General features: G+C 43.4%; 24 protein-coding genes, 1 other RNA gene and 1 riboswitch. Of the genes, 3 read left to right on the top strand and 22 right to left on the bottom strand.

Annotated features, from left to right (window positions below):
• Nucleotides 1-7 precede the first annotated feature (7 nt).
• The 11 genes from trmD to pilM form a co-directional block, all read right to left on the bottom strand.
• Nucleotides 8-754 (bottom strand): tRNA (guanosine(37)-N1)-methyltransferase TrmD, encoded by a 747-nt coding sequence (gene trmD / locus ADP71_RS08435; RefSeq protein WP_019958129.1) that lies wholly within the window; start codon nt 752-754, stop codon nt 8-10.
• The gene (rimM, locus tag ADP71_RS08430) at nt 754-1,269 is read right to left on the bottom strand and encodes a ribosome maturation factor RimM (RefSeq protein ID WP_026353514.1); all 516 of its coding nucleotides are present in this window, start codon (nt 1,267-1,269) and stop codon (nt 754-756) included. The genes trmD and rimM overlap by 1 nt, the downstream gene beginning before the upstream one ends.
• 27 nt (nt 1,270-1,296) lie before the next feature.
• On the bottom strand, nt 1,297-1,536 hold the full coding sequence (rpsP, locus tag ADP71_RS08425; RefSeq protein WP_019958127.1) for a 30S ribosomal protein S16: 240 nt from the start codon (nt 1,534-1,536) through the stop codon (nt 1,297-1,299).
• A gap of 90 nt (nt 1,537-1,626) precedes the next feature.
• Entirely contained in the window at nt 1,627-4,335 is a 2,709-nt protein-coding gene (locus ADP71_RS08420; protein ID WP_019958126.1) for a bifunctional acetate--CoA ligase family protein/GNAT family N-acetyltransferase, read from the bottom strand.
• Nucleotides 4,336-4,493: 158 nt separating this feature from the next.
• Nucleotides 4,494-5,576, bottom strand: a complete 1,083-nt coding sequence (aroB, locus tag ADP71_RS08415; protein WP_171461070.1) for a 3-dehydroquinate synthase — start codon at nt 5,574-5,576, stop codon at nt 4,494-4,496.
• Nucleotides 5,551-6,093 carry a shikimate kinase AroK gene (gene aroK / locus ADP71_RS08410; RefSeq protein ID WP_336234320.1) on the bottom strand — a complete coding sequence of 181 codons (543 nt, stop codon included), beginning with the start codon at nt 6,091-6,093 and terminating at the stop codon, nt 5,551-5,553. The genes aroB and aroK overlap by 26 nt, the downstream gene beginning before the upstream one ends.
• A 38-nt stretch (nt 6,094-6,131) precedes the next feature.
• Complete coding sequence (gene pilQ / locus ADP71_RS08405) at nt 6,132-8,291, bottom strand: type IV pilus secretin PilQ (RefSeq protein WP_026353512.1); 2,160 nt, start codon at nt 8,289-8,291, stop codon at nt 6,132-6,134.
• A 22-nt stretch (nt 8,292-8,313) separates the two neighbouring features.
• Nucleotides 8,314-8,841, bottom strand: a complete 528-nt coding sequence (locus ADP71_RS08400) for a pilus assembly protein PilP (protein ID WP_019958122.1) — start codon at nt 8,839-8,841, stop codon at nt 8,314-8,316.
• Entirely contained in the window at nt 8,838-9,524 is a 687-nt protein-coding gene (locus ADP71_RS08395) for a type 4a pilus biogenesis protein PilO (RefSeq protein ID WP_019958121.1), read from the bottom strand. Before ADP71_RS08395 ends, ADP71_RS08400 begins: the two co-directional genes overlap by 4 nt.
• A gap of 2 nt (nt 9,525-9,526) precedes the next feature.
• Nucleotides 9,527-10,123, bottom strand: a complete 597-nt coding sequence (locus ADP71_RS08390) for a PilN domain-containing protein (protein ID WP_019958120.1) — start codon at nt 10,121-10,123, stop codon at nt 9,527-9,529.
• Complete coding sequence (gene pilM / locus ADP71_RS08385) at nt 10,120-11,214, bottom strand: type IV pilus assembly protein PilM (protein ID WP_019958119.1); 1,095 nt, start codon at nt 11,212-11,214, stop codon at nt 10,120-10,122. Before pilM ends, ADP71_RS08390 begins: the two co-directional genes overlap by 4 nt.
• Before the next feature lie 114 nt (nt 11,215-11,328).
• Between pilM and ADP71_RS08380 the strand changes: the two genes are divergently transcribed.
• The gene (locus tag ADP71_RS08380; RefSeq protein WP_443089118.1) at nt 11,329-13,827 is read left to right on the top strand and encodes a penicillin-binding protein 1A; all 2,499 of its coding nucleotides are present in this window, start codon (nt 11,329-11,331) and stop codon (nt 13,825-13,827) included.
• 107 nt (nt 13,828-13,934) lie between these two features.
• On the opposite strand, the gene erpA is transcribed toward ADP71_RS08380, so the two are convergent.
• The 11 genes from erpA to ADP71_RS08325 form a co-directional block, all read right to left on the bottom strand.
• On the bottom strand, nt 13,935-14,285 hold the full coding sequence (gene erpA, locus ADP71_RS08375) for an iron-sulfur cluster insertion protein ErpA (protein WP_019958117.1): 351 nt from the start codon (nt 14,283-14,285) through the stop codon (nt 13,935-13,937).
• A gap of 30 nt (nt 14,286-14,315) precedes the next feature.
• Complete coding sequence (argC, locus tag ADP71_RS08370; protein WP_171461069.1) at nt 14,316-15,368, bottom strand: N-acetyl-gamma-glutamyl-phosphate reductase; 1,053 nt, start codon at nt 15,366-15,368, stop codon at nt 14,316-14,318.
• Between the two features lie 140 nt (nt 15,369-15,508).
• A complete protein-coding gene (rpsI, locus tag ADP71_RS08365; RefSeq protein WP_171461068.1) occupies nt 15,509-15,901 on the bottom strand; it encodes a 30S ribosomal protein S9 in 393 nt (130 codons plus the stop codon).
• A gap of 9 nt (nt 15,902-15,910) precedes the next feature.
• Complete coding sequence (gene rplM / locus ADP71_RS08360; protein WP_171461067.1) at nt 15,911-16,339, bottom strand: 50S ribosomal protein L13; 429 nt, start codon at nt 16,337-16,339, stop codon at nt 15,911-15,913.
• A gap of 190 nt (nt 16,340-16,529) precedes the next feature.
• Nucleotides 16,530-16,711: non-coding RNA, 6S RNA (gene ssrS / locus ADP71_RS08355), on the bottom strand.
• A 25-nt stretch (nt 16,712-16,736) separates the two neighbouring features.
• Complete coding sequence (locus ADP71_RS08350) at nt 16,737-17,027, bottom strand: cell division protein ZapA (RefSeq protein ID WP_019958112.1); 291 nt, start codon at nt 17,025-17,027, stop codon at nt 16,737-16,739.
• Nucleotides 17,024-17,359: a hypothetical protein gene (locus ADP71_RS08345; protein ID WP_019958111.1), complete on the bottom strand. Its 336-nt coding sequence runs from the start codon at nt 17,357-17,359 to the stop codon at nt 17,024-17,026. Before ADP71_RS08345 ends, ADP71_RS08350 begins: the two co-directional genes overlap by 4 nt.
• A gap of 34 nt (nt 17,360-17,393) precedes the next feature.
• Nucleotides 17,394-18,257 (bottom strand): helical backbone metal receptor, encoded by an 864-nt coding sequence (locus tag ADP71_RS08340; protein ID WP_019958110.1) that lies wholly within the window; start codon nt 18,255-18,257, stop codon nt 17,394-17,396.
• A 75-nt stretch (nt 18,258-18,332) separates the two neighbouring features.
• A complete protein-coding gene (locus ADP71_RS08335) occupies nt 18,333-20,177 on the bottom strand; it encodes a TonB-dependent receptor domain-containing protein (protein WP_171461066.1) in 1,845 nt (614 codons plus the stop codon).
• Between the two features lie 106 nt (nt 20,178-20,283).
• Nucleotides 20,284-20,475, bottom strand: a riboswitch (cobalamin riboswitch).
• 62 nt (nt 20,476-20,537) lie between these two features.
• The gene (locus ADP71_RS08330) at nt 20,538-21,737 is read right to left on the bottom strand and encodes a branched-chain amino acid ABC transporter substrate-binding protein (RefSeq protein ID WP_104931971.1); all 1,200 of its coding nucleotides are present in this window, start codon (nt 21,735-21,737) and stop codon (nt 20,538-20,540) included.
• A 138-nt stretch (nt 21,738-21,875) separates the two neighbouring features.
• Complete coding sequence (locus tag ADP71_RS08325; RefSeq protein WP_171461065.1) at nt 21,876-22,874, bottom strand: NAD(P)H-dependent glycerol-3-phosphate dehydrogenase; 999 nt, start codon at nt 22,872-22,874, stop codon at nt 21,876-21,878.
• A 367-nt stretch (nt 22,875-23,241) separates the two neighbouring features.
• Between ADP71_RS08325 and acpP the strand changes: the two genes are divergently transcribed.
• Together acpP and fabF are read left to right on the top strand one after the other, a co-directional pair.
• A complete protein-coding gene (gene acpP / locus ADP71_RS08320; RefSeq protein ID WP_019958106.1) occupies nt 23,242-23,475 on the top strand; it encodes an acyl carrier protein in 234 nt (77 codons plus the stop codon).
• An 81-nt stretch (nt 23,476-23,556) separates the two neighbouring features.
• Nucleotides 23,557-24,801: a beta-ketoacyl-ACP synthase II gene (fabF, locus tag ADP71_RS08315; protein WP_171461064.1), complete on the top strand. Its 1,245-nt coding sequence runs from the start codon at nt 23,557-23,559 to the stop codon at nt 24,799-24,801.
• The last annotated feature ends 137 nt before the right edge of the window (nt 24,802-24,938 follow it).

The raw sequence follows: 24,938 nt of genomic DNA, 5'->3' as shown, positions 1-24,938 counted from the left end.
TAATATCCTAAATATCATATGGCCTTGTCTGTTGACTCGATGAATCGAGTTCAGACGCCTGTAATTTCAACGCAGCAATCAAATCAGGTCTGCGTTGTTCAGTGCGCAAAGTGGCTTGCTGGGCTCGCCATTTTGCAATCTTGGCATGATTTCCTGAGAGTAAAACTTCAGGAACATTCATGTTTGCAAAGCTTTCAGGCCGCGTGTAATGTGGGCAATCGAGTAAGCCGTTGGCAAATGAATCTTGTTCTGCCGATGCTTGTTTTCCGAGTGTGCCATCAATTTGACGCAATACAGAATCCATTAACATCATGGCAGGCAGTTCGCCGCCTGTGACCACAAAATCACCAATTGAGATTTCTTCATCTACATGGCTGTCAATCAAGCGTTCATCCACGCCTTCATAGCGACCACACAGTAAAATCAAACCATCTAATTGTGCCAATTCTTGCGTTTTGGCATGTGTTAGCGGTGTGCCTTGAGGGCTCAAATACACCACACGAGGAGTTTTTTGGCCTTGATGTTGGGCTTTAGCATGTTCGATTGCAGCTGCCAAAGGCGGCGCCATCATCACCATACCAGGTCCACCACCATAAGGTCTGTCATCGATATAACCGAGTTTGTTATCAGCAAATTGACGCGGATTGATCGCGCTAAATTGCCACAAGCCTTGGTTTAATGCGCGCGAGGTCACACCATAATCGGTGAGTGCGGCAAACATCTCTGGCAGTATACTGATGACTTGAATGTGCATCAGTAATCCAAACCCCATTCCACTTCAATGGTTTTGGCTTCCAAGTTCACTTCGCCAACAAAGTGTTCAATGAATGGAATCAGTTTTTCGCCGTGTTCACCACCACGAATCACCAACACATCATGTGCACCTGTTTGCAACAAACTGTGGACGTTGCCAAGAACAATACCTTCTTTATTGATGACACTCATGCCAATCAAATCTGTCCAGTAATATTCACCATCTTCGGTTTCTTCAAAATCCGCGCGAGCAATGGCAATAGTATAACCTTGCCACAATTCAGCTTGGTTACGATCATCGCAACCTGCGAATTTAACCTGCAGTTCTTTATTGTTCACGACTTTGCCGGTTTCAACTTCGATTTCAACACGTTGTTTGCCTTTAATCAGGTACCAAGTACCATAATCCAGCAAACTGTCGAGATACTCGGTATCGCTACCGATTTTGACCCAGCCTCTGATACCAACGGCACCACGGACAAAGCCCATGGTAATCAATGCACTGCCATCTGGCAGGGTTAAAACCGCATCAGTCATCGTGAATTAAGCTTGTTCTTTAACCAATTTGGCAACCGCGTCGCTCAATTGTGCGCCTTGGCTAACCCAGTGGTTCAAACGGTCGTTGTTCAAACGTACGCGTTCTTGTTTTTCGTTCGCAACTGGGTTGTAAAAACCAACGCGCTCGATGAAACGACCATCACGACGGTTACGAGAGTCAGCAACAACAACATTGTAGAAAGGACGGTGTTTAGAACCACCGCGAGACAAACGAATGACAACCATGTGTATTCCTTAAAAATCAATAGAAGTAAACCCGCAATTTTAGGCTAAAAATAGCTTTAATGGCAAGCTCTTAATCGCAAGCTGCTGAATTTAACTGACGGTTTCAACATTCAAAGGGCGAGTAACGATGTAAATATTATGGTCTTCGGGGTCTTTTTTCAGTTTGAAGCCTAATTTTTTAACCAAAAATTGCATACCTTTGTTGCTGACTAAAACTTCACCGCGCATACTGAGTAAGCCTTGTTCGCTGGCAACTGCGAACAGTTTGTTCATTAAAATCGTACCAATACCATGACCTTGCCAAGTATCCGCAATTGAAATGGCAAACTCACACACTTCCATATCTGGGTCTGTGGTATAACGGCTCATGCCCAATACTTCTTCTTGACCATTTTCATCGGTACGCACCAAAGCCAAAGCCATTTCACGGTCATAATCCAATTGCGTAAAACGTACCAAAACTTGTTGTGACAATTGTTTGATGCTAGACATAAAGCGGTTGTAACGACTTTGGTCGGATAAATTGCGTACAAATTCTTGTACCATATCCGCATCTTCAGGCCGCAATGGGCGCAATGCCACAGGCATTCCATTTTTCAGTTGCAAGGTTTCCTCTAAATAAGCAGGATAAGGCATGATGGCCATGTGTTGATAGCGTTGCACATTTTGGGTTGCGGTAGATTGTTTATCAATAATGATACGAGCATCCACTGCAATAGCGCCTTGTGGGCTTAAGAGCAGTGGGTTGATTTCTACTTCAATGATTTCGGGCATGTCGCTGACCAAATCTGACACTCGTAGCAACACTTTTTGCAATGCTTCAAAATCAATGGCAGGCATATGTTTGAATGCACCCAAAGTTTGACCAATTTTGGTACGGTCTATCATGTCTTGGATGATGAATTTATTCAAAGGTGGTAATGCCGTTGCATTGTCTTTTTGAATCACCGCTGATACCCCACCTGCACCAAAAGTGATGACAGGGCCGAATATTTTGTCGCGCGTCACACTGATCATTGCTTCACGTGTGCTTTTTTGTTGCAACATTGGTTGTACGGTCAAGCCTTCGATGCGTGCTGAGGGAGCGAGTAAACGGGCTCGTTCCAGAATTTGACGATAAGATTCACGCAAATTGACTTCATCGGGAATGTTCAAACGCACACCGTCGACATTGGATTTGTAAAAAATATCGGGCGAGTCGATTTTTAAGACGACGGGGTAACCCATTTTTTGCGCCAATTGCACCGCTTCATCTTCGCTTTTGGCCAAATGGGTTGGATTGGTGTGAATGTGAAAACAATTTAACAGACTTTTAGAAGTGTATTCTGGTAAGACCGTCAAATTTTGTGCTTGGGCCGAAGCAATCAATTGTTTGGCTTGCTTGTCATCAGCAGCCACGGTTTTGCCTTCTAAAGGGTTGGGTGTTTGCCATAACAAGGCTTGGTTTTGTTGAAACTTGGCCAAACTGCTGAATACTTCAATGGCAAACTCAGGCGATTTGAAACGGATGGCTTGGGCTTGTGCCAATAATAAATTGCTGTTTTTAACCTTGTCATTGCCCATCCATGCCAGTAGCAAAGGTTTGCTGGTTTGCCTTGCCAATTGCAGCATCATTTTGGCAGTACCAATGTCATCACTGGCTTGTTGAGGTGAAAAAATCACCAACACCCCATCCACATTAGAATCGTCCATGCAAATTTTAGTCACTGAGCGAAAGCGAGCAGGAGACGCATCGTTGCCAATATCTATTGGATTTTGAATTTGAAAGTGAGCAGGTAAAACTTGTTGTAGCAATTGCTGGGTTTCGGGAGCCAATTTGGCTAATGGCACTTTGGCATCGTGTGCATTGTCTACGGCCAAAACACCCAAACCAATGCCATTGGATATAATGGCCAAACGATTGCCTGCTGCGCGATAGTTGGCGGTTAACATGCGTGCTGCGGTAAACATTTGTGACATGGTTTGCACTTGCAACACACCTGCGCGGCTCAAAGCACTGTTAAAAATATCATTGCTGTCTAATAAGCTGCTGGCAGTGGACAAACCATCAATATGATCTTCATCTCGTCCTGATTTTAAGACAACGACAGGTTTTAAGCGTGCCGCTGAGCGCAAAGCACTCATAAAACGCCGTCCATCTTGTATGTGATGGATGTGTAACAAAATGGCTTTGGTACCTGCATCGCTGACCAAAAAATCTAAGATTTCGCCATAATCAATGTCTAAAGATTCAATACCCAATGACAAAACGGTTGAAAAACCAATTTGGCGCGAATCAGCCCAGTCTAATAAAGCAGAACTCAAACCGCTAGACTGGGTGATTAAGGCTAGGCTGCCTTGTTTCAGGACGCCTGGATAGGTAGAGGCTTGCAAGTTTTTGCTGGGGCGTATCAAGCCTAAAATACTGGGACCCAATAATCGGATTTTCAAACGCTTCGCCAACTTGACGGCTTTGTGTAACAATTGCAAATCTTTGGGATTAGGTTCATCTAGATTTTTAATCAACACCACAAAGCGTATTTTTAATTTGGCACAGTCACGAATCAAGCTGTCGTATGATGTGGGTGTCGTGGTGACAATCACCACATCGACTTGAGTCGTCAATTGATTCAAATTGGCAACAGCAGCAATGCCAGCCACCATTGGATGGCGAAGGTTGACAGGGCTCAATTGCCCCTTAAATTCACCGCTTAATAATTGGGTAAAGATGATTTGACCCGTGCTGTGCGGCCGATCACTGGCACCAACCACGGCAATGTGCTTGGGATTGAATAAATCATGCAAATAGTGTGGTTTCATTTGGCGGATCTCAGTAATGGCTATTGAGATATTCTACCTGAAAACAATATGTTATTTGTATATGTTGTATCAAGTTTTGTGAATATAATAATCAAACGAAACAAAGGCGTCCTGTAAGCTCAAGACGCCTTTTTTATGTTGAATATGGCTGATATTGTTTAAACGTGAGGGATGACGTTCGCTAGGATTTCCGCCGTGATGCCTTTGGCCATTGCCGCTTTACCCAAACGCTCTAAAACCACAAAACGCATTTCACCATTGATGACTTTTTTGTCATGTTGCATGTGGGCAATCCATGTGTCTAAATCAAAATCAGGTGCTTGTGTTGGCAATTGGGCTTGTTCTAATAAGCGAATGACACGTGCTGTGTCTTCAGCATTGATGTGTCCTAAATGCTCAGACAAGTGGCATGCTAACACCATGCCCGCAGCCACTGCTTCGCCATGTAACCACACGCCATAACCCATTTCCGTTTCGATGGCATGACCAAAAGTGTGACCCAAATTCAAATAAGCGCGCACGCCATGCTCTTTTTCATCTTGAGCGACAATGTCGGCTTTCATTTTGCAACAATGGAAAATCACTTGCGCCAAAATGTCTTGTTCTTGCGCTTGAATGGCAGAGATGTTTTGTTCCAAAGTATTCAAAAATTCAGCATCGCCTAACAAGGCGTATTTGATCACTTCGGCCATACCGGCGCCAAATTCACGTTCAGGCAGGGTTTTCAACGTGTCTAAACCAATGAACACCGCTTGAGGCTGGTAAAACGCCCCAATCATGTTTTTTCCCAAAGGATGGTTGATGGCTGTTTTGCCGCCGACGGAAGAATCGACTTGGCTTAACAAAGTTGTTGGGATTTGAATGAATGGCGCACCACGTTGGTAAGTGGCAGCAGCAAACCCAACCATGTCTCCAATCACACCACCGCCCAAAGCAATCAATGTGGTGGAACGTTCAGCATGGTTTGTCAGCAAACCATCGAAAATCAAATTCAAACTTTCCCACGTTTTGTATTCTTCACCATCTGGTAAAATAATGCTGAATGCATCCACACCAGCTGCTTTACAGGCCGCTTGTACTTGTTCTAAATACAAAGGTGCAATGGTATGGTTGGTCACAATGGCGGCTTTTTTAGAGCTGTATTGTGCCAATTGACGCATCAAAGCGTCCTGTAAACTGGATTCAATGAAAATAGGATATTGGTGAGAGGGTGCATCAACAGTCAGAGTCAGTGGCTTCATACAATTTCAGTTGTTGGATTAATTGGCTGACGACAGCGGAAATAGGCTGTGTGTGGGTTTCGATGATGACATCGGCAATTTCATGGTACAAAGGGTCGCGCAATTGAAAGAGTTTTTCCAATTGTTCTCGTGGATTTTCCACTTGTAATAAAGGTCGTGATTTGTCTTGTGAGGTGCGCTTTAAGATGCAGTCTATGCTGGTGCTTAGATAAATGACGGTGCCGGATGCTTGGAGCAATTCACGATTGGCGGCCTGTAAAATTGCGCCACCACCTGTGGCAATCACACAACGCTTCATAGCACTTAAATCTTGTATGACGGCGTGTTCGCGCTCACGAAAACTGGCTTCGCCTTCGAGTTCAAAAATAGTACTGATGGGAACGCCAGAACGTTTTACGATTTCTTGGTCTGAATCATAAAACTGCCAGCCAAGACGCTGCGCCAAGCATTTACCTATGGTGGTTTTGCCTGCGCCCATCAAACCGATAAAAATAAGATTGCCTGCTATGTAGTCCATAGCAGGCATTGTAACCGAACTTAAACCAATCGGATATATCAATAACGCAAGTTTGTACCTGTCGCGCTCATGATGCGAGGTGTGATGAAAATCAACAATTCACGTTGCTCATCGTTTTTGGTTTGACGTTTGAATAAATTGCCCAATACTGGAATATCACCCAATAAAGGCACTTTATCATGTACGCCACCATTACTTCGACGATAAATACCACCGACAATAATAGTTCCACCATTTTCAACCATGACTGTACTGTTCAAATTGTTGGTAGAAATACATGGTTCAGACGCGCGGCAGCTGTTATCAACTGAGTCATTGGTAATATCCAAATCCATAATGATATTGCCATCTGGCGTAATACGAGGCGTGACTACTAATCCCAATACAGCTTCTTTAAATGAAGTAGAGGTTGCGCCACTTGAGCTGGCCTCTTGGTAAGGAATTTCGGTACCAGATTTGATTTCTGCTTTTTTGCCGTTTTGTGTTAAAACACGTGGGCTAGAAATGGTTTTGGTTTTGTTAGTCGCTTCGGATGCGGATAATTCTAAGCCTAAAGCACCTGACAATGTTTGGCGTACCACTGCGATGCTGCTGGTTGGAGCGCTGGCACCTAAATTAACGCTAGGAATATTAGCAAAATTCATTGGGCCTGCCCATGCATTATTGGAACCTGAGTTGCCTGCGGAGCCAACAATACCTGCACCAATCCCTGTAGCAGTGTTGCCGCTAGAGCCTATGTGAGTTTGTTGACCAAACCAACGAGTACCTAGCTCACGAGAGAAACCTGTACCAGCTTCAACAATTCGAGCTTCAACCATAACTTGTTGCGAAGGAACATCTAATTCTTCAATTAGAGTTTGAATTTTACGCAAAGATGAAATCACATCATTAATGATAAGTGTGTTAGTTGCAGGATCAATTAATGCTGAACCACGGCTAGATAAAATAGAGTTACGATCACTGGTACTGGTTGCACCGCTAACTGGAATATTCAAAACTGTACGGAATTCTTCCACACTCTTATATTTTAATTGGAAAGACTGTGAAATCAATGGACCCAGCTCTTCCAATTCTTTGGCGGCAGTCAAATTACGCTTGTCTTTAGACAATAGTTCTTCGCGAGGCGCTACATTAATGATGTTGCCATTTTGACGTTTGTCTAAATCGCGGGCATCTAAAACCAATTGTAATGCTTGATCCCAAGGCACGTCTTTTAAGCTGATGGTCATGCTGCCTTGAACAGAGTCACTGGCAACAATATTCATACCTGATTCTTTGGCCAAAATTTGCAAGATGGTGCGCACTTCGACATTTTGGAAGTCCAAAGTGACATTGCTGCCTTTGAATTTTTGGTTTTTAGAGCTTAAACCAGCTTGGCTCACATTGCTTTGAGGAATGATGTGGAATACTTGACGACCATTCTCCAATTTGTTTTGGTATGACCAGCCACCAGTAGTTATGATTTCCAATTGGGTTTGTGAGTTGTTGCGAGTCAAGTTAATGAAACGAACAGGTGTACCAAATGTAGAAACATCCAATTTCTTTTGCTCAGCAGTACTAATGCTGGTATTTGGCAAGGTCACAATTAGACGGTCGGCTAAGCGTTTGATATCAAATTTGGTTTTTGGATTAGGTAGATTTAAAGTAATTTCACCACGGCTAGCTGAGCCTTTTTTGAAGTCTATGCTAACGCCGCTGTGAGCATATTCATTTTCATTAGAGGGCAGTTGTGCAGCATTGCCAATAGGAGCACTGGATGTTTTAATGGCTGGCTCACTTTGGGTAGTCAAGCTTTTTGGTGATGCACTTTTAGAACTGATATGCACCCAAATCTCATCGCCTTTGCGTTCAGTATAATATTCACTGCCTTCGCGTAAATCGATGGCCAAACGAGAGCGGCCGCTGGTTTCTGCGGCTAATATTTTACCTAGCAAGCTGTCATTGTAGGCAAAATCCGTCTGAGACAAATTCAAACTGGTATTTGGAAAATCTAATGCAATAGTAGGAGGTGTACCTGTTACAAAACCTTTGGGTTCGGTGACATCGCTATCAAACTTAATTTTGACAATTTTTTTATTGTCAGTTAAAGAAGTGACTTTGATATCCGTAATATTGCCTGCCCAGGCTGTTTGTAGCATTAAACCCAAGCTTAAACCAGAGAGCAGTTTAACGGTTGCTTGAATGTGTTTCATATTCATCCCTTATTTTCTTTTATCACTGTTATTTTCCGGTATCGGCACGGACAATACTGCCTTCTCGGTGCTCCCATGCGCCTTCAGTATTTTCTACCAACTCTTTTAATACTATGCGGTCGGGTTCGATAGCAGTTACTTTACCGAAGTCTTGGCCTAAATAATTACCATTTTGAATGGTGTAAATGTGTCCATCTACTCGAATAAAGCCTATGGTTTTACCTGCTTGAACCATAGAACCTACATATTCTAATTTTTCTAAACCAAAAGCTTCTAAGACCTCTTTGGGGCGATTGCCATTAGGACCATTTGCATTATTGATAGCATTACCAGCTTGTAATCGAGCAGAATCAAAAGAATGTAAGCCAGTATAAGCTGGAGGCGTATAGGTCGCCATAGCATTGATACTAGGCACATCTTGTTCTGGATAGGATTTGATGGCTTTGGCTTTGACATCAGCCATCCATTTTTGTAAGTCACCATGCTCTGAGCAAGCACTTAGCATGATGCAACTTAACCCTAAAGCAAAGTATTTGTATTTTAATGACTTATTCATTTTTTGTTTGCTCCATCTGATTCAGACTTATCTTTGCCTTTAGCTTTGGTATTGGCTTTAGCTTTACCTGAATCTTGTTCTGCTTGAGCATTCAATTGGGCATTTGGATCAACCGCTTTATAGGTATTGGCCATCGCTGTCAACGTGAAGGTATTGGATTTTTCATCTTTTGCATCAGATTTTAACTGGATTTGACTCAGTGTAATGATACGAGACAGTTTGCCAACGCTGCGAGCAAATGCACTGATTTCTTGATGGGTTCCTGTCAACGCAATTTTGTATGGCAAAATATCGATAGGACCGTCGTTAACGATGGCTTGAGGCGTCACTGTATTTAAACGCATGCCGCTAGAAGAAGCAGCGTCATGTAATTCTTGAATCAAGTTAGGCACTTCTGCATCGGTTGGCAATTGGCGTAACAATACAGAAAAAGACTCGTTGATTTGTTCTAATTGTTTTTTCAAAGCAGGCAATTGTGCCGCTTCTTTGGCTTTTTTAGAAAAATCTTCTTTGAGTTTGACTTCTGCTTGTTCAGCAGATTCTAAAGCAGCACGTTGATCACTGAAAACAAAAAAGTAGCCTAAGCCCAAAATGATGACCACCACTGCTACTGCAATCCCTAACTGTACTGGAAGAGATTGCTTATACATTTCCTGTAAATTAAATTCTTTTGACGATGCCATGATTAATTGCCCTCCAAAATAGAGCCAGTCTCAGCAGGTGCCCCATCTTTAATTGCACTGTGGTCAACCAATTTGGCACTCAAAATAAATTCTTGTGCTTTTTCTTTTTTGGTAATACTGGTTAATTGAGGTGTTTCAAACACGCCCGTACTTGGTAAGGTTTTCATAAAAATAGCTACCTTACTGTCGCTCGTGGCATGACCAATCAGTTTATAATTGCGCTTGCTATCACCATCAATCGAAGTCAAATACACACCTTCAGGCGCCAAGATATTCAAATCATCCAAAAGTTTGGCTGCTTCAAAGCGTTGATTTTGTAACTCTTCAATTTTTTGCTTGCGTTGCAAGAAACTGTCTCGAGTCAATTGTAGTGCAGCCACTTCTTTGATTTCATTTTCCAGTTTAGCGGTTTCGTTCTTAAGTAAGGTGTTGCGCTCTTGTTGGGTTTCAACCAAGCCTGCCAAACCTATCCAAACCATAATACCCAAGCCTAAACCGGTTAACGCAGCAGCACCCATTAAAATTTGGAATTTTTTCAGCTGCTCTTTTTTGGCTTCTGCACGGTAATCGAGCAGGTTTAATTTAACTATCTTAATCATGCAACACCTCGCACAGCCAAGCCGCAGCATACAGTTAAACGGCCCGCATCTTGTACCAACGATAATGGGTCAATGTGGCTTGCAATACCTAAAAATTGCAAAGGATTGACGACCACGGTATCAATAGTGCATTGTTCTTCTACGACTTTGCTTAAATTTGGCAAAACAGCAGAACCACCTGTTAAAAGGATTTTGTTGATTTTTTCTTTACCATTAGAATGTGAGCTGGTATAGAAAAACTGTAAGACACGTTGAATTTCCATAGCTAATTCTTGGTTGTAACCACTGACAGTAAATTCTTCGTAGTCAATAGGCTGCTCAGAAGATACTTTGATTTTTTCAGCACCTTCTTGGTCAACTTGGTAATTTCGTTGAATTTCACGCGTTAATTGTTCACCACCAAACAAGACTTCTTGTTTGAACAAGACTTTGCCCGCTTGTACAATCAAGCATTGGGTTTTTAAACTACCAATGTCAAAAATGGCTAAGATTTGGTTTTCTAAATCGGGAGATTGAGTGTTAATCCAGTTAGAAAATGCATTGACGATGGCATATGGTTCCACATCCAAAAATTTAGGTATGCCAAAACCAGCTTCTTCTAAGCAGTCTAAGTAAGGCTTGGTATCGCTTTTCAGGGCGATGACCATCAGAACTTCCTCGCTGTCTGAAGCAGTATTGATGACTTGATAGTCTAAGTCCACTTCTTCAATCGTCGCGATTTGGGCAGCTTCAAAATTGGCTGCGTCCTCTAGTGTGGTGCCTGAATCCAATGTATAGCTAAAATTTTGCGTGGTTACGACATTGTGTGGTAAAGCAGCAACAACTTGTTTGCCACTACCTTTGAACTGGCTGCATGCCTGTTGCAATATGACAGTGAATTGTTCTTCATTGTTGATTTTACCATCTTGTACATAACCTTGAGGTATTGGAAAAATTTTGTAATTTTCCAGCACCAATTGTTCAGGAGAGCGTCCTGAAATATGCGCAATTTTTACATTTTGATCAGTAATATCTATGGTTAATAAACCGCGTCCAGTTGAAGCCTTGCTATTCTTTGGGCTTGATGCTGCGGGTTTCTTTTTGAATTTCATTGCAATTATCCCCGTTTGAAAATTAACCTTTAGAAACGTTAATTTTTTTATCTAGCATAAGGTTAGCTTTAACCTTATACTTTGCGCAATCATTTTGCTGAAATAATTCTCCTGATGTTAAAAAAACTAATCAGTACCCTAATTGGATTGACTTTAGGGCTTATTTTTTTTGCTATTGGCTTGCTAGCCATTGCAGTTTTGGTCACATATCCCAAACTCCCAAATTTAGAATCGGTGACCAATTACCAACCGAAGATGCCATTGCTTATTTATTCATCGGATGAAAAGCTTATTGGTATGTATGGCGAAGAGCGCCGTAATTTTACTCAAATTGATGAGTTCCCTGAGTCTTTAAAAAATGCGGTGATTGCTGCAGAAGACCAACGCTTTTATGAACATTGGGGCGTTGATGTGGTTGGGGTGGCTCGTGCGATGGTGGGTAATCTGACGGGCGGCGTCCGTTCGGGTGCCAGTACTATTACCCAACAAGTGGCGCGCAATTTTTATTTAACCAATGAACAAACATTGAAGCGAAAATTCAATGAGGCTTTGCTGGCTTATAAGATTGAACAAAATCTGAGTAAAGACCAAATTTTAGAGTTGTATTTCAACCAAATTTATTTGGGTCAGCGCTCGTACGGTTTTGCGGCTGCATCTTATGCTTACTATAACAAGCCAGTTGAAAAACTGAGTATTGCAGAGGCTGCGATGCTAGCTGGTTTGCCAAAAGCACCATCCGCTTTCAATCCCATTGTTAATTATGAGCGTGCCAAACAGCGCCAACACTATATTTTAAGAAATATGCAAGAGTTGGGCATGATTACAGCGGCACAGCGAGATGAAGCGATGGCCGAAAAATTGGTGTTTGAGCGTGCGGTTGCCAATATTGATGAAAATTCTTTGTATGTGGCCGAAATGGCACGCCAAGCTATGGTAGATAAATATGGTGAGGAAGCTTATACACAAGGCTTCCGTGTCTATACCACTGCGTCTACGGCACATCAAGAAGTAGCGACTAAGGCATTGCGTACCGCTTTGGAAAATTTTGACCGAGGTGCTCGTTTCCATGGTCCTGAAGCACAAATTGATTTGTCTGAATTGGATCAAAGCAGTGACGAAGCGTATTTAGATGATTTGGAGCAGGTGTTAAGTCCATTTCATACCGTGCGTGGAGAAAGACCTGCTGTGGTTACGAAAATTCAAGGCAATAACAAAGTCACTGTATATATTGCAGGTCATGGATTGGCTGACATCAGTGGTGCTAATTTGTCTTTAATCAAATCGGTATTGAATAATAGCAAAGCCAAGGCACGCGAAGTGACACCAGGTTCTTTGATTCGGGTATCGAAAAACAAAGATGCTTGGCGGGTCGTGCAACAACCAGAGTTACAGGGCGCTTTGGTCGCTTTGGATGTGCGCACAGGTGCGGTGCGTGCGTTGGTGGGTGGTTATGATTTCCACCGCCGAACCTTTAACCGTGCAACGCAGGCTTGGCGTCAACCAGGCTCCACATTTAAGCCATTCATTTATTCCGCAGCTTTGGCTAAAGGCGTGACAGCCGCAACTTCTTTGAATGACGCACCTTTGTCTTTGCCGGGTATGGGCAGTGGTGGCAAAGCATGGGAGCCTAAAAATTCAGATGGTCGTTATGCAGGTTATATCAGCATGCGCCAAGCATTGGTTGCATCTAAAAACGTGGTGACAGTCCGTTTGTTGATGATGTTGGGTATTAAAAATACCAAAGATTATTTACAGCGTTTTGGTTTTGCAGACAAAGACCATCCAAGCAGCTTGTCTATGGCTTTGGGCTCAGGTTCGGCCACACCTTTACAAATGGCTGAAGGTTATGCCGTATTTGCCAATGGTGGTTATAAGGTGACGGCTTATGTCATTGATAAGGTTTACGATGGTTCAGGCCGCTTGCGTGCTCAAACACAGCCTTTGGTAGCGGGACAAAATGCCACACAAGCTATTGACCCGCGTAATGCTTATATCATGACCAGTATTTTGAGAGATGTCACACGTCGTGGTACAGCAGCGCGTGCCAACTCAATGGGTCGTACTGATATTGCAGGTAAAACAGGTACCACCAATGATATGAAAGATGCTTGGTTTGTAGGTTATAACCCGAAAATTGTGACGGCGGTTTATGTCGGATTTGACCAGCCACGCAGCTTAGGTCGTGCAGGTTATGGTGGTGTGATTGCATTGCCTGTATGGATGGACTATATGCGTTTTGCTTTAAAAGGTATGCCAAACGAAGACATGAAAATGCCTAAAGGCATGGTGCAGCGTGGTGGTGAATATTTCTATGAAGAGCAACAAAGCACCAATACTAAGTTAAATATTGACAATCGTTCTAGCGCACCTATTAAGCCTGAAGAGCGAGATACAGATATCAATAGTAACGGTGGTGGTGTGACAGTGGATCCGATTAATGGCTTAGGACAACCTGGTGGTGGAACGACCGTAGAGCCTATTCAATCGGGAGCAGGTCCACAAGAGGTGAAACCTATCAATACAGCGCCTGCACAAAACAGTGGGCAAGCAGGTTCTACTCGTCCTCAACACAATACACCTGCGCAGTCACAGAATGTAGATGAATTGTTTTAATATCATTCATAAGAAGTGTTTGAATGCCCAATCTGTTGATTGGGCATTTTTTGTAGCAATTAAAAAAGCGTCCTGTAAATTACAGGACGCTTTGTCATCTTAAATGTTTATACCGAGAAAGAAGAGCCACAGCCACAAGTGGTGGTCGCGTTTGGATTGCGAATCACAAATTGTGAACCATGCAAGCTTTCGGTGTAATCGATTTCGGCACCGATTAAATATTGGTAACTCATTGGGTCTACCAAGAAAGTCAATTCGTCTTTGCTGATTTGGAAGTCATCGTCATTGACGATTTCATCAAATGTAAAGCCGTATTGAAAGCCTGAGCAGCCGCCACCGTTGACGAAAACACGCAATTTCAAATCGGGATTGTTTTCTTCCGCAATCAAATCGCGTACTTTCACGCAGCAATTTTCAGTGAAGATGATAGGGTTGTTATCAGTTTGTTGTTCGCTCATGAGTGCGTCCTTTTTTCATGTATGTGTGGGTTAGGGTAGCAAAGGCATGCAATTTAATGCAGTGTTCTCAGGCAGCCCTAGCATGATGTTCATATTTTGTACGGCTTGACCTGCTGCACCTTTGACCAAATTGTCGATGACAGACAAAATAATCCATTGATTATTTTCGGTTTCAGGCGCTCGGTAAGCTGTGATGCGGCAAATATTGGCACCACGTACAGATCGGGTTTCAGGCAAGCTACCGTTTGGCATAACATCGACAAACAAGCTGTCTTGGTAAGCTTCCTGTAACACTTGTAAAGCATCGATACCTTCATTCAATTCAACATAAATGGTGGCATGCATGCCACGAATCAAGGGGGTCAAGTGTGGAACAAAGGTAAATTTTTTGGCAATGTCTGGATTGAATGCAGCAATTGTTTGGCGAATTTCAGGCAAATGGCGATGACCTGAGACACCGTAGGCTTTGAAATTGTCGCCAGCCTCGCTAAAAAGTGTTCCAATTTCGGCTTTTCGCCCTGCACCAGAAACACCAGATTTACAGTCCGCAATGATATGACTTGAGCTGTTTAACGCATTGGCTTGTAATAAAGCCAATAGAGGCAAGCCGACGCAAGTTGGATAACAGCCAGGATTGGCAATCAATTGTGCTTGAGCAATGTCTGCATGCTTCCATTCTGATAAGCCGTAGACTGCTTTTGCAACCCATTCTTCACTGGCATGTTCCATTTTGTAATAATGTTGCCAAGTCGTAATGTCGTCGATGCGATAGTCTGCTGACAAGTCTATGACTTTAATGCCTTGTGCCAGCAATGCAGGAGCTTCTTTCATCGCCACACCATTAGGTGTTGCAAAAAAGACCACATCACATTGATCTAGTTGCGCATCGTCTGGTGCTTGAAAAGTCAAATCATATACGCCACGTAAACTTGGGAAGTAGTCTGCAATGTGTTTGCCTGCTTCTTGGCGGCTGGTAATTGCAGTGACGTAAACGTGAGGGTGGTGTGCCAACAAACGCAACAATTCCACGCCGGTATAGCCTGTTGCGCCTACAATGCCTACTTTGGTTTTGGTCTCGCTCATCATCCATCCTGTGCTCAAAATATGATTGCTATTTTACGCTGTATTTTTAGGTAGTGATATGTCTTGCTGATGTGAATCTGATGGTATTGGGCAAATAAAAAACCGCCCGAGGGCGGCTTTTTGTATACAAAACGCAAATATTAACGTTTTGAGAATTGTTTTGCACGACGTGCTTTGCGCAAACCAGGTTTTTTACGTTCAACTTCACGAGCATCGCGAGTCACAAAGCCAGCTTGTGACAATGCAGGTTTCAAAGCTGCGTCAAAGTCGATCAATGCACGAGTGATACCGTGACGAATCGCACCAGATTGACCAGTTTCGCCGCCGCCACATACGTTAACTTTGATGTCGAAGCTTTCCAAGTTTTCAGTCAAAGCCAATGGCTGACGAACAACCATGCGGCCAGTTTCGCGACCAAAGAATTCGTCTACTGGGCGACCATTAACGATGATTTGACCAGTGCCTTTTTGCAAAAACACACGAGCCACTGAACTTTTGCGACGACCTGTGCCGTAGTAATATTTACCGTTCATCGTGTATCCTTAAATATCCAAAACTTTAGGTTGTTGAGCTTCGTGCGTGTGCTCTGCACCAGCGTACACTTTCAATTTCTTGATCATGGCGTAACCCAAAGGACCTTTAGGCAACATGCCTTTCACTGCTTTTTCCAACACACGTTCTGGGAACTGTTGTTGCATTTCAGTGAAGTTGCGCTCGTAGATACCACCAGGGTAACCAGAGTGACGGTAGTATTTTTTGTCTAATGCTTTGTTACCAGTAACACGCAATTTGTCAGCATTAATCACGACGATGTAATCGCCAGTGTCGATGTGAGGAGTGTATTCTGGTTTGTGTTTACCGCGCAAGCGGTGAGCGATTTCAGCAGCCAAACGACCCAAAACTTTGTCTTGAGCATCAACTACGTACCATTCGCGCTTCACCTCATGGGGTTTAGCTGAAAAGGTTTTCATAGGAATAGTTCCAAAAATAGTGAATACTGTAAACCAACGATTTTATGTGAGTGTGGCGGTACTTGTCAATATAAACAAAGGGCTTGCGATGAAGTTTTATGTGAAATCGACCAAAATGGTCAAAATAATGATGATTGGATTTGAGTTGGGCACGTAATTGGCTTGCCAAGTGGTGTTTTGAAGAGGGAGGGGATCCCCCGCCTGTGTCGGTTAGGCACAATTCGCTTGAACCTTGGGGACAAGGCTAGTCACATGGGTATATTTCGGGTACGTTCGACTAAGGAACGTTCGCGCCCATACACCACGGTGCAACTATAAAGCGAACTTATTGGTTCAAAGGAATATAAGCCCGTTCGAACACTGCAGGGGAAAACTTAAAACTCGTTTGCTAAGCAGCTTAAACCTTGAGAGCGGTTTCGCATGCTTGAATCATGTCGCTTATTTTACGCTCAAACTGAGTAAATTCCAAGCCATCTTTGGTCGTCATTTTTAAAAAATCATGCGCCAAGTTCAAAGCTGCCATGATGACAATTTTGTCAGTTTCTACGATGCGGCCTGTATCTTGGATAGCGGCGATTTTTTGATTTAATAAATAAACGGCTTGACGCAAGGTTTCAGCTTCGTCTGTTGGCGTACCAATGGTAAATTGGCGACCTAAAATATTCACATCAACTTGTGAAATACTCATTGTTCAATCTCCTCTTGCACCACTTTCGGCAAACGGGACATCAAGGTTTTGATGGCGTCGGATGTGTCGATTAACGTGGCACGCAAAACCGTATTTTCAACTTTCAAATCATTGATCTGTTTGTCAGATAAGTTTTGTAAAGTATTGACATGTTCGGTATGCAATTGCTCTTTGCTGCTTAATTGCGCATTATATTGCTCAATTAATTGACGTTTTTCTTGCTCTAAAGCTGTGATGCGTTGGTTTAAAGAAGCATTGTCGGCATTGAGCGTATTAAACTTAGCGACCAAAGTATTGACGCAGTTATATAAGTGTTCTAATTGATTTTCCATGGCTCAGACAATAACGTAAATTGGAATGATGAAATCAATGCCGTTTTCGGCGTTTGGACTCGATTATAAGGCACATTTGCTCTAATGACGACTTAATACGCAAACTGGGGCGCAAATCCGCTTGTATGATATGTATTTCAGGTCGCTTACGACTGTGTGCATACAGCTGTTGCCATTGTGACAAATTTTGCTCACCGCTGACAAACACAATTTCAGTTTGTTGTTGTAATAAGGCTTCATGATTAATGGGCACCGCAGGCATAGACAAGTTGCCAAAAACATTGTCGGCACCGCAAGTTTGTAATAATTGCCCTAAAAAACTGCGATTGCTGATGGCATAAATTGGCTGCAAACTGACCAAAAAAGCACTGGAAATGCGATTTGGATACGTCTGTTTTTGTTGTGCCAATACCAATTGGCGAAACGGATAGGTATTTTGTTTGGCAATATTGGGCGTGCTATTGAGGATGCCTAAAGCATGAATTTCATCGGAAATCGATAGTAAACTCACAGGATTAGAAACAAAGACGGCAATGCCCAATTGTTTCAAATGTTCAATCAAGCGTTGTTGTCCACCGTCTTGCCATGCCACGACCAAATCAGGCTTCAACGCAATGATTTGTTCCACATTGATTTGGTTGTAAGCTCCGACTTTGGGTAGGTTTAAAATCGGTTGAGGATAATCGCTTTCTTGCGTGACACCCACAATTTTGCTGCCTGCACCTGCGCTGTATAAAAGTTCGGTGGTGTGTGGTGCCAATGATACGACTTTGCGCAATGGTTGTTTGAGGGTGACAGTTTGCCCTGTGCCGTCTTGCACTTGCCATTGCGCATAAGCGGGCAATAGCCATAAAGACAATAGGGCAAATAATAAACCGAAACGAATAGATGGGAACATAGGCTTTGAATTTTACAGGACGCTTAGTATGACCCAAGCGTCCTGTAAACCGTAATGGCAATGAATCATTGCGGATTAAAACTGATAGCGTCCTGAAGCCACCACGCTGCGACCTTGGGTATGGTAACCACGAACGGTGGTGTATTGTTTGTCCAACAAATTGCTGCCGCTTAAACGCAACTGCCATTGTTGGTTGGGTTTGTAAGCAACACTCATCCCCAATAAACCATAACCGCCTAAGCTGGTGGTATTGGCAGCATCGGCAAAACTGCGACCGTGTACATGCAAATGGGTATTAATAGACCATTTTTCATGTGGTTGATAATCAATACCAATATTACCAAATACGCGCGCACGTTGAATCAATAATTTGTCATTGCTATCGTCACGAGGGTCTTGGTAAGTGACGTTGCTATAGAGTTTGAAATGTTGCCATTGCTTGCTCGCTGCCAAACTGGTGCCGACCAAGGTCGCTTCATTGATGTTTTGAGCAGGCCAACCGTTAATCATTTCTTCCAATTGGGTTTGAAATACTGTCCAATCCACGCTGAAATCTGATTGATGGTATTTTAAGCCCGCTTCCCAAGAACGGCTTTTTTCTGGTTTAAGCAACGGGTTGCCGCCACCGTATGGGTAATACAACTCGTTGAAAGTGGGTACACGAAAAGCAGTGCCGTAGCTGATGCGACCGACCAAAGCATCGGTCAATTGATAACCCAGCGCCAAGCGTCCTGTAGTGTGAAGACCATATTGGCTGTCACGGTCTTGGCGCAAAGACGATTCGATTAAAAAGCGGTTGTAATCGGCATTCATCGCTCCAAAAAATGCCCAATTTTTGCGAGAATCGACCACATAATCGGTATCGGAATCAATGTTTTGTTTGAGCCATTCTGCACCTGTTTGCCATTGTATGTGCTCGTGTTGACCGCTCAATGTCCATTGCGCACGCGTGTCTTTGCTCTTGATAAAGTAATCTGTGCTGCCTTGGGTGACGCTTTTGCCTTCGTCACGGCTGGTGGAAAATTGTAAATTGGATTCCAATTGCTCGTTGATGCGGTTTTTAGAAGCGATGCTAAATTGAGTCAAATGGGTGATGTAGTTTTCATCGTCTCTGGCAATAGGTGCCCACGTAATCGGGTCTGAACCACCACCGTCGTATTGAGCCTCGCCTTTATAACGCAAAGCACGCATGCTCAATTCTTGTCCTTCTGCCCATTCATATGCCAAGCGTCCTGAAACATTTTGGTTTTGATAACCATCTTCATCAGGATGGTGACCAAATGGATAGTCGGTATTGGTAGCAGAAATGCCGCCATCGGTACGCTCTGTGCCTGCACTTAATTGATAGCTTACGCCATGTGTGTTGCCGCTCAGGTTGGCATCGATACCACGTTGACCTTCGGTGCCGATTTTGACACCAATATCGCCGCCGAACGGTTGATTTTCAGCTTTGCGGGTAAAAATTTGTACCACGCCACCAATGGCATCTGCGCCATACACGGAGCTACTGGCACCGCGCACGACTTCAATGCGCTCAATTTGATTCAACGGAATGTGGTTGTAAGAAGCAGTGCCTGTGGTGGCAGACACCAAGCGCACGCCATCAATCAAAATGATGGTTTGGTTGGTGTTGGTGCCACGCGTGAACAAGCTGCCGACAGAGCCTACACCGCCATTGCTGACCGTTTCTAAGCCTATGCTTTGTTGTAGTAATTCAGGCAAAAATTGGGCATTGCTTTTTTCGATGTCGGCACGAGTAATGATGCTGACATCGTTTAAGCTTTTAAGTGGATTTTGGCTGATGCGTGTGGCAGTGATGACCACTTCTTCTAAAGCCGTATCATTGTGGCTGTCATTGGCCAATGCCAAGGGCGCAGCAGACAATAGCAATAAGCTTGCTGCCAAGGTTTTGGTTTGCATGAGGAACACTCCAAGTATTTTGTAAATACCGAGTGCGAAAAGAATGTGTATTTAACCGCAATGTAAAAAGACAAAACAGTCAAATATCGCCTCCCCGCGATACTCGAAATTAAGACTGTTCAGTCGGTCTTCGGACTTGGCTCGCTGATTTCAATGCCTTCCCATTATCTTGGTAACAGTGACTTGTATTGAACAGTTTTATGAGCTTTACCGCTGCGGGGGCAGTGTGGGATTTTCACCTAACTTCCCGTTTCTGAAACAGCGAGATGATTGTAACACAGTCAATAGCGCAGCTTAGCTTTCAAGTATTACAGGACGCTTGCAAGCGTCCTGTAAAAGCATGACTATATTAATATTGCATTAATTACCGCTAGAGATGCTGTCCACAGGCACCCATTTTCCTTGTTCTACTTTATAAACGGTGATGGCAATGTCTTTTAAATCGCCTTTGTCGTCGTATGAGAATGTTCCACTGGTCACACCATTCAAACTCACGGCTTTCAATTTGCTTAAATAGTCTGCCGCTTTCGATGAGTTGGCGTCTTTCATGGCGGTAATCATCGCCCAAGTTGCGTCATAACCATATGGAGAATAAGTGGCGACGTCTTTGCCATATTTGGCTTTGTATTTGGTTTCGTATTCAGCACCTTTAGGCATTTTGTCTAATGGGAAACCTGCCAAAGAAGTGAACACACCTTCGCCATCAGCTGCTGCAATTTCTAAGAATGTCGGTGTTTTGGTCATTTCACCCGACATAAATGGCACAGTAATGCCCAAACGGCGGATTTGTTTGATCATCGGCGCTGATTGCGTGTCTGCACCACCGTAGAAAATCACGTCAGGTTGTTGGGTTTTGTAGCCTGTCAAAATAGATTGGAAATCAGTGGCTTTGTCATTGGTAAATTGGCGCGGCAAAATGTTGGCGCCTGCGGCTTTGGCTGATTTTTCAAATTCGTCTGCCAAGCCTTGACCGTAAGCGGTGCGGTCGTCAATGATGGCGATGTTTTTGTAACCCAGTTTTTCAACCGCATATTTGCCCAAAACAGTGCCTTGTTGGCTGTCTGAAGTCATAGAGCGGAACACGTATTGCAAGCCACGACCAGATAAGGTTGGGCTGGTTGCCATCGCAATATTTGGAATTTGGTTGTCTTCGTAAACTTCAGATGCTGGAATGGCGGTGCCTGAGTTAAAGTGACCAATCACCCCCGCCACTTTGGCATCCACGAAACGCTCAGCCACTTGTGTGGCTTGTTTTGGGTCCGCAGCATCGTCTTCAGCCATCAATTTGAACGTGGCGGGTGCGCCATTGATGGTTAATTTTTGCTCGTTGGCTTCGTCAATGGCCAATTGCACGCCGTTTTTGTATTCTTCACCGTAATGTGATTGTGGACCTGTTAAAGGTGCGGCAAAGCCAATTACGATTTCATTGTTGCCATTGGCAGCAGGGGCTGACGAAGTTGTTTTGGCAGCGTCGCTACCACTGTTTTGACCGCCGCAAGCTGCCAGCGCCAAAGCCACCATCAAGCTCATACTGGTGGTTTTCATGTTTAATTTATTCATATTATTTTCCTTTTGACTGACCTGTTTTGAAATTTAAAGCGACCTGAATGGTAAAGCAAACCACTTTATTTTGAAACTGTTGGCTTGGAATTTGTGGTTTGCTTAGGGGGATAAAAAAATCAAATAAGATGTGAGTATTTAGGATTTGTGTTCCAGTGTGGGGCTGCGCATCATTAAAGCATATGCCACTTGAGCGCTGTTCAATTGACCATTGAGCAATTGAAACAAGGTTTCAGTAATGGGCATACTGATATGGTGTAATTGTGACAGGCGATAGGCTTCAGAAATGGTATATACGCCCTCAGCCACATGTCCTAACTCTTCTAAAATGGTGTCTAGATTTTTGTCTTCGGCCAGTTTCAGGCCGACTTGGCGATTGCGAGATAAGCCGCCTGTACAAGTTAAAATCAAATCACCCAAACCCGAAAGACCCATTAAAGTGGCTTCTTGTGCGCCCAAATGTTGCGCCAAACGGCTGATTTCAGCCAAGCCGCGTGTCATCAATGCCGCCCGTGCGTTCAAGCCATAATGCAAACCATCACACAAACCTGTGGCAATTGCCATCACGTTTTTCAACGCACCACCTACTGCCACACCGATGACATCGCTAGAGGCGTATAAGCGCAATACGGAACTGTTCAAATTGCGGCACATTTGTTCAATCCAAGCTTGGTTTTCAGATGCCAAAGTGACGGCACAAGGCAGTTGTTGCGCCAATTCTTGCGCAAAGCTAGGACCTGATAACAAAGCCACATGTTTTTGTTCGGGCAAAATATTCGCCACTATTTGGTGTGGCAATTGACCTGTCGAGACTTCAAAACCTTTACATGCGGTCATGATGGGCATGTTGTGGTCGATGAGAGGTTGGATGGTTTCTAAAATAGGGCGCAAACCTGAAACAGGTGTCACAATCAAGACCAATTCGGTTTGATGAAGAGCGTCCTGTAAATGATTGTGTAAAGTTAAGTTTTCAGGAAAGTGGTAGCCTTTTAAATAACGTTGGTTTTCACGCAGGTGTTGCATTTGCGTGACGTGATCGGCATTGCGTGCCCACAAACACACTTGGTGGTTTTGTTTGGCAAAATGGATGGCAAGGGCAGTGCCCCATGCGCCTGCGCCTAAAACGGTAATTTTCATCGGATAACCTTTACTGCTATTTTAAAAAGCAAATATTTAGAGTGATGGTTAGAATCATACCATTGACGATTAAAAGTGGGTGTTTGTGTCACAATGCTTTAAATGAAATTGGATGGTTCTTGTGTGTTGAGTCAGGATTTAGGCTTGTGTTAATATTGGCTATTGGCGAAAATGGCAGCTTATCCTCGCAGTTCACACATGAAGCTAGTCAAAATATGTGGAATATGCTTACAATATGCATGCTTATGGATGGAAAGCTCTATTTAAATTCAGTAGAATGAGCGCTGGATTTTGGTAGTCGACCATTATTAACAATTAATTCTATCTGAAATAAACCCTTATTTAAGATCAAGGTAAAGGAAGTAACATGGAAAATATCGAACAGCGCGTAAAGAAAATTGTTGCTGAACAATTGGGTGTGAATGAAGCTGAAGTGAAAAACGAATCTTCATTCCAAGAAGACTTGGGCGCTGACTCTTTGGACATCGTTGAATTGGTTATGGCTTTGGAAGAAGCTTTCGATACTGAAATTCCTGATGAAGAAGCAGAAAACATCACTACTGTACAACAAGCTATCGACTTCTTGACAGCTGCTGAGTAATTTTTCTTAGCCTCAATATTTTAGCCTCTGCAGAGCACATCGGTTTGCTGTGCAGAGGTTTTTACTATGGATTTCAAACGCATGAATAAAAAAAGGATCGTCATTACCGGTTTGGGTGTTGTATCACCATTGGGTAATAGTGTGGCCGAAAACTGGGAAAATTTGCTCGCTGGTGTCAGCGGTATTGGCCCTGTGACTCGTTTTGATGCATCGACCTTGAATTGTCAGATTGCTGGTGAAGTCAAAGATTTTGACATCACCCAATACATTCCAGCCAAAGAAGCACGTCGTATGGATGTGTTCATTCATTATGGTATTGCTGCGGCATTGCAAGCGATTGAAGATGCAGGCTTGGATCATATTGAAGGCTTGGACAAAACCCGCGTGGGTGTGAATATTGGTGCTGGTATTGGTGGTTTGCCATTGATTGAGAACACGGGTGCTGATGTGATTGCTGGCGGTACACGCAAAATCAATCCTTTCTTTATTCCAGGTTCATTGATTAATTTGATTGCAGGCCATGTGACCATTTTAAAAGGTTATCAAGGTCCGAGTTACGGCATTGTGTCTGCTTGTACGACAGGTGCACATTGTATTGGTGATGCGGCGCGTATGATTGCTTATGGCGATGCAGACATCATGGTTGCGGGTGGTGCTGAAGGTGCCATTTCGACTTTGGGTATGGGTGGCTTTGCAGCGATGAAGGCTTTGTCTACTCGCAACGATGATCCAACCAAAGCATCTCGTCCTTGGGACAAAGACCGTGATGGTTTTGTAATGGGTGAAGGCGCTGGTGTGATGGTGTTGGAATCTTATGATTCAGCCATGGCTCGTGGTGCCAATATTTATGCTGAGTTGGTGGGTTTTGGCATGAGCTCAGATGCGCATCACATTACTGCACCAACGATTGATGGTCCTGCTTTGGCCATCAATCGTGCATTGAAAGATGCTGGTTTAGAGCCTAGTGACATTGATTATGTCAATGCACATGGTACATCTACACCTTTGGGTGATGCCAATGAAACCAATGCATTGAAATCTGCGTTTGGTGAGCATGCTTACAAAATGGTGGTCAACTCTACCAAATCCATGACAGGTCACTTATTAGGTGGTGCTGGTGGTTTGGAAGCGGTGATTACTGCTTTGGTGTTGAAACACCAAATTGCACCACCGACCATTAACATTGATAACCAAGACATTGAAGCTGGTTGTGACTTGGATTACAACAAAGATGGTGCACGCAAAATGGAAGTTCGTGCCGCCATTTCCAACTCATTTGGCTTCGGTGGTACCAATGGTACTTTGGTATTGAAGCGTGTGGATTGATGTTGTTTTGAAAAGCGTCCTGTAAACTTACAGGACGCTTTTTTTGTGTGATACCGTTGGTGTTTATTGAAATAAAATAAAAATTAGACCAAGCTCAACACAAGTTTGTAAACGTGTTAAAGTATGGGTCTTGTTTT

The sequence above is a fragment of the Vitreoscilla sp. C1 genome (genome assembly GCF_002951955.2).
GTDB lineage: Bacteria > Pseudomonadota > Gammaproteobacteria > Burkholderiales > Neisseriaceae > Vitreoscilla > Vitreoscilla stercoraria.
The sequence above is the reverse complement of the archived record's forward strand: the minus strand, read 5'-3'. Positions and strand labels throughout refer to the sequence as shown.

Coding starts and splice junctions, on each gene's coding strand:
- pilQ (WP_026353512.1), bottom strand. CDS start 8,291: ATGAATATGAAACACATTCAAGCAACCGTTAAACTGCTCTCTGGTTTA.
- rpsI (WP_171461068.1), bottom strand. CDS start 15,901: ATGAACGGTAAATATTACTACGGCACAGGTCGTCGCAAAAGTTCAGTG.
- ADP71_RS08400 (WP_019958122.1), bottom strand. CDS start 8,841: ATGAATAAGTCATTAAAATACAAATACTTTGCTTTAGGGTTAAGTTGC.
- fabF (WP_171461064.1), top strand. CDS start 23,557: ATGAATAAAAAAAGGATCGTCATTACCGGTTTGGGTGTTGTATCACCA.
- argC (WP_171461069.1), bottom strand. CDS start 15,368: ATGAGCGAGACCAAAACCAAAGTAGGCATTGTAGGCGCAACAGGCTAT.
- ADP71_RS08390 (WP_019958120.1), bottom strand. CDS start 10,123: ATGATTAAGATAGTTAAATTAAACCTGCTCGATTACCGTGCAGAAGCC.
- ADP71_RS08335 (WP_171461066.1), bottom strand. CDS start 20,177: ATGCAAACCAAAACCTTGGCAGCAAGCTTATTGCTATTGTCTGCTGCG.
- ADP71_RS08325 (WP_171461065.1), bottom strand. CDS start 22,874: ATGAAAATTACCGTTTTAGGCGCAGGCGCATGGGGCACTGCCCTTGCC.
- ADP71_RS08420 (WP_019958126.1), bottom strand. CDS start 4,335: ATGAAACCACACTATTTGCATGATTTATTCAATCCCAAGCACATTGCC.
- acpP (WP_019958106.1), top strand. CDS start 23,242: ATGGAAAATATCGAACAGCGCGTAAAGAAAATTGTTGCTGAACAATTG.
- aroB (WP_171461070.1), bottom strand. CDS start 5,576: ATGAAGCCACTGACTCTGACTGTTGATGCACCCTCTCACCAATATCCT.
- rplM (WP_171461067.1), bottom strand. CDS start 16,339: ATGAAAACCTTTTCAGCTAAACCCCATGAGGTGAAGCGCGAATGGTAC.
- ADP71_RS08345 (WP_019958111.1), bottom strand. CDS start 17,359: ATGGAAAATCAATTAGAACACTTATATAACTGCGTCAATACTTTGGTC.
- aroK (WP_336234320.1), bottom strand. CDS start 6,093: ATGGACTACATAGCAGGCAATCTTATTTTTATCGGTTTGATGGGCGCA.
- ADP71_RS08330 (WP_104931971.1), bottom strand. CDS start 21,737: ATGAATAAATTAAACATGAAAACCACCAGTATGAGCTTGATGGTGGCT.
- trmD (WP_019958129.1), bottom strand. CDS start 754: ATGCACATTCAAGTCATCAGTATACTGCCAGAGATGTTTGCCGCACTC.
- ADP71_RS08350 (WP_019958112.1), bottom strand. CDS start 17,027: ATGAGTATTTCACAAGTTGATGTGAATATTTTAGGTCGCCAATTTACC.
- rpsP (WP_019958127.1), bottom strand. CDS start 1,536: ATGGTTGTCATTCGTTTGTCTCGCGGTGGTTCTAAACACCGTCCTTTC.
- pilM (WP_019958119.1), bottom strand. CDS start 11,214: ATGAAATTCAAAAAGAAACCCGCAGCATCAAGCCCAAAGAATAGCAAG.
- erpA (WP_019958117.1), bottom strand. CDS start 14,285: ATGAGCGAACAACAAACTGATAACAACCCTATCATCTTCACTGAAAAT.
- ADP71_RS08395 (WP_019958121.1), bottom strand. CDS start 9,524: ATGGCATCGTCAAAAGAATTTAATTTACAGGAAATGTATAAGCAATCT.
- ADP71_RS08340 (WP_019958110.1), bottom strand. CDS start 18,257: ATGTTCCCATCTATTCGTTTCGGTTTATTATTTGCCCTATTGTCTTTA.
- ADP71_RS08380 (WP_443089118.1), top strand. CDS start 11,329: ATGTTAAAAAAACTAATCAGTACCCTAATTGGATTGACTTTAGGGCTT.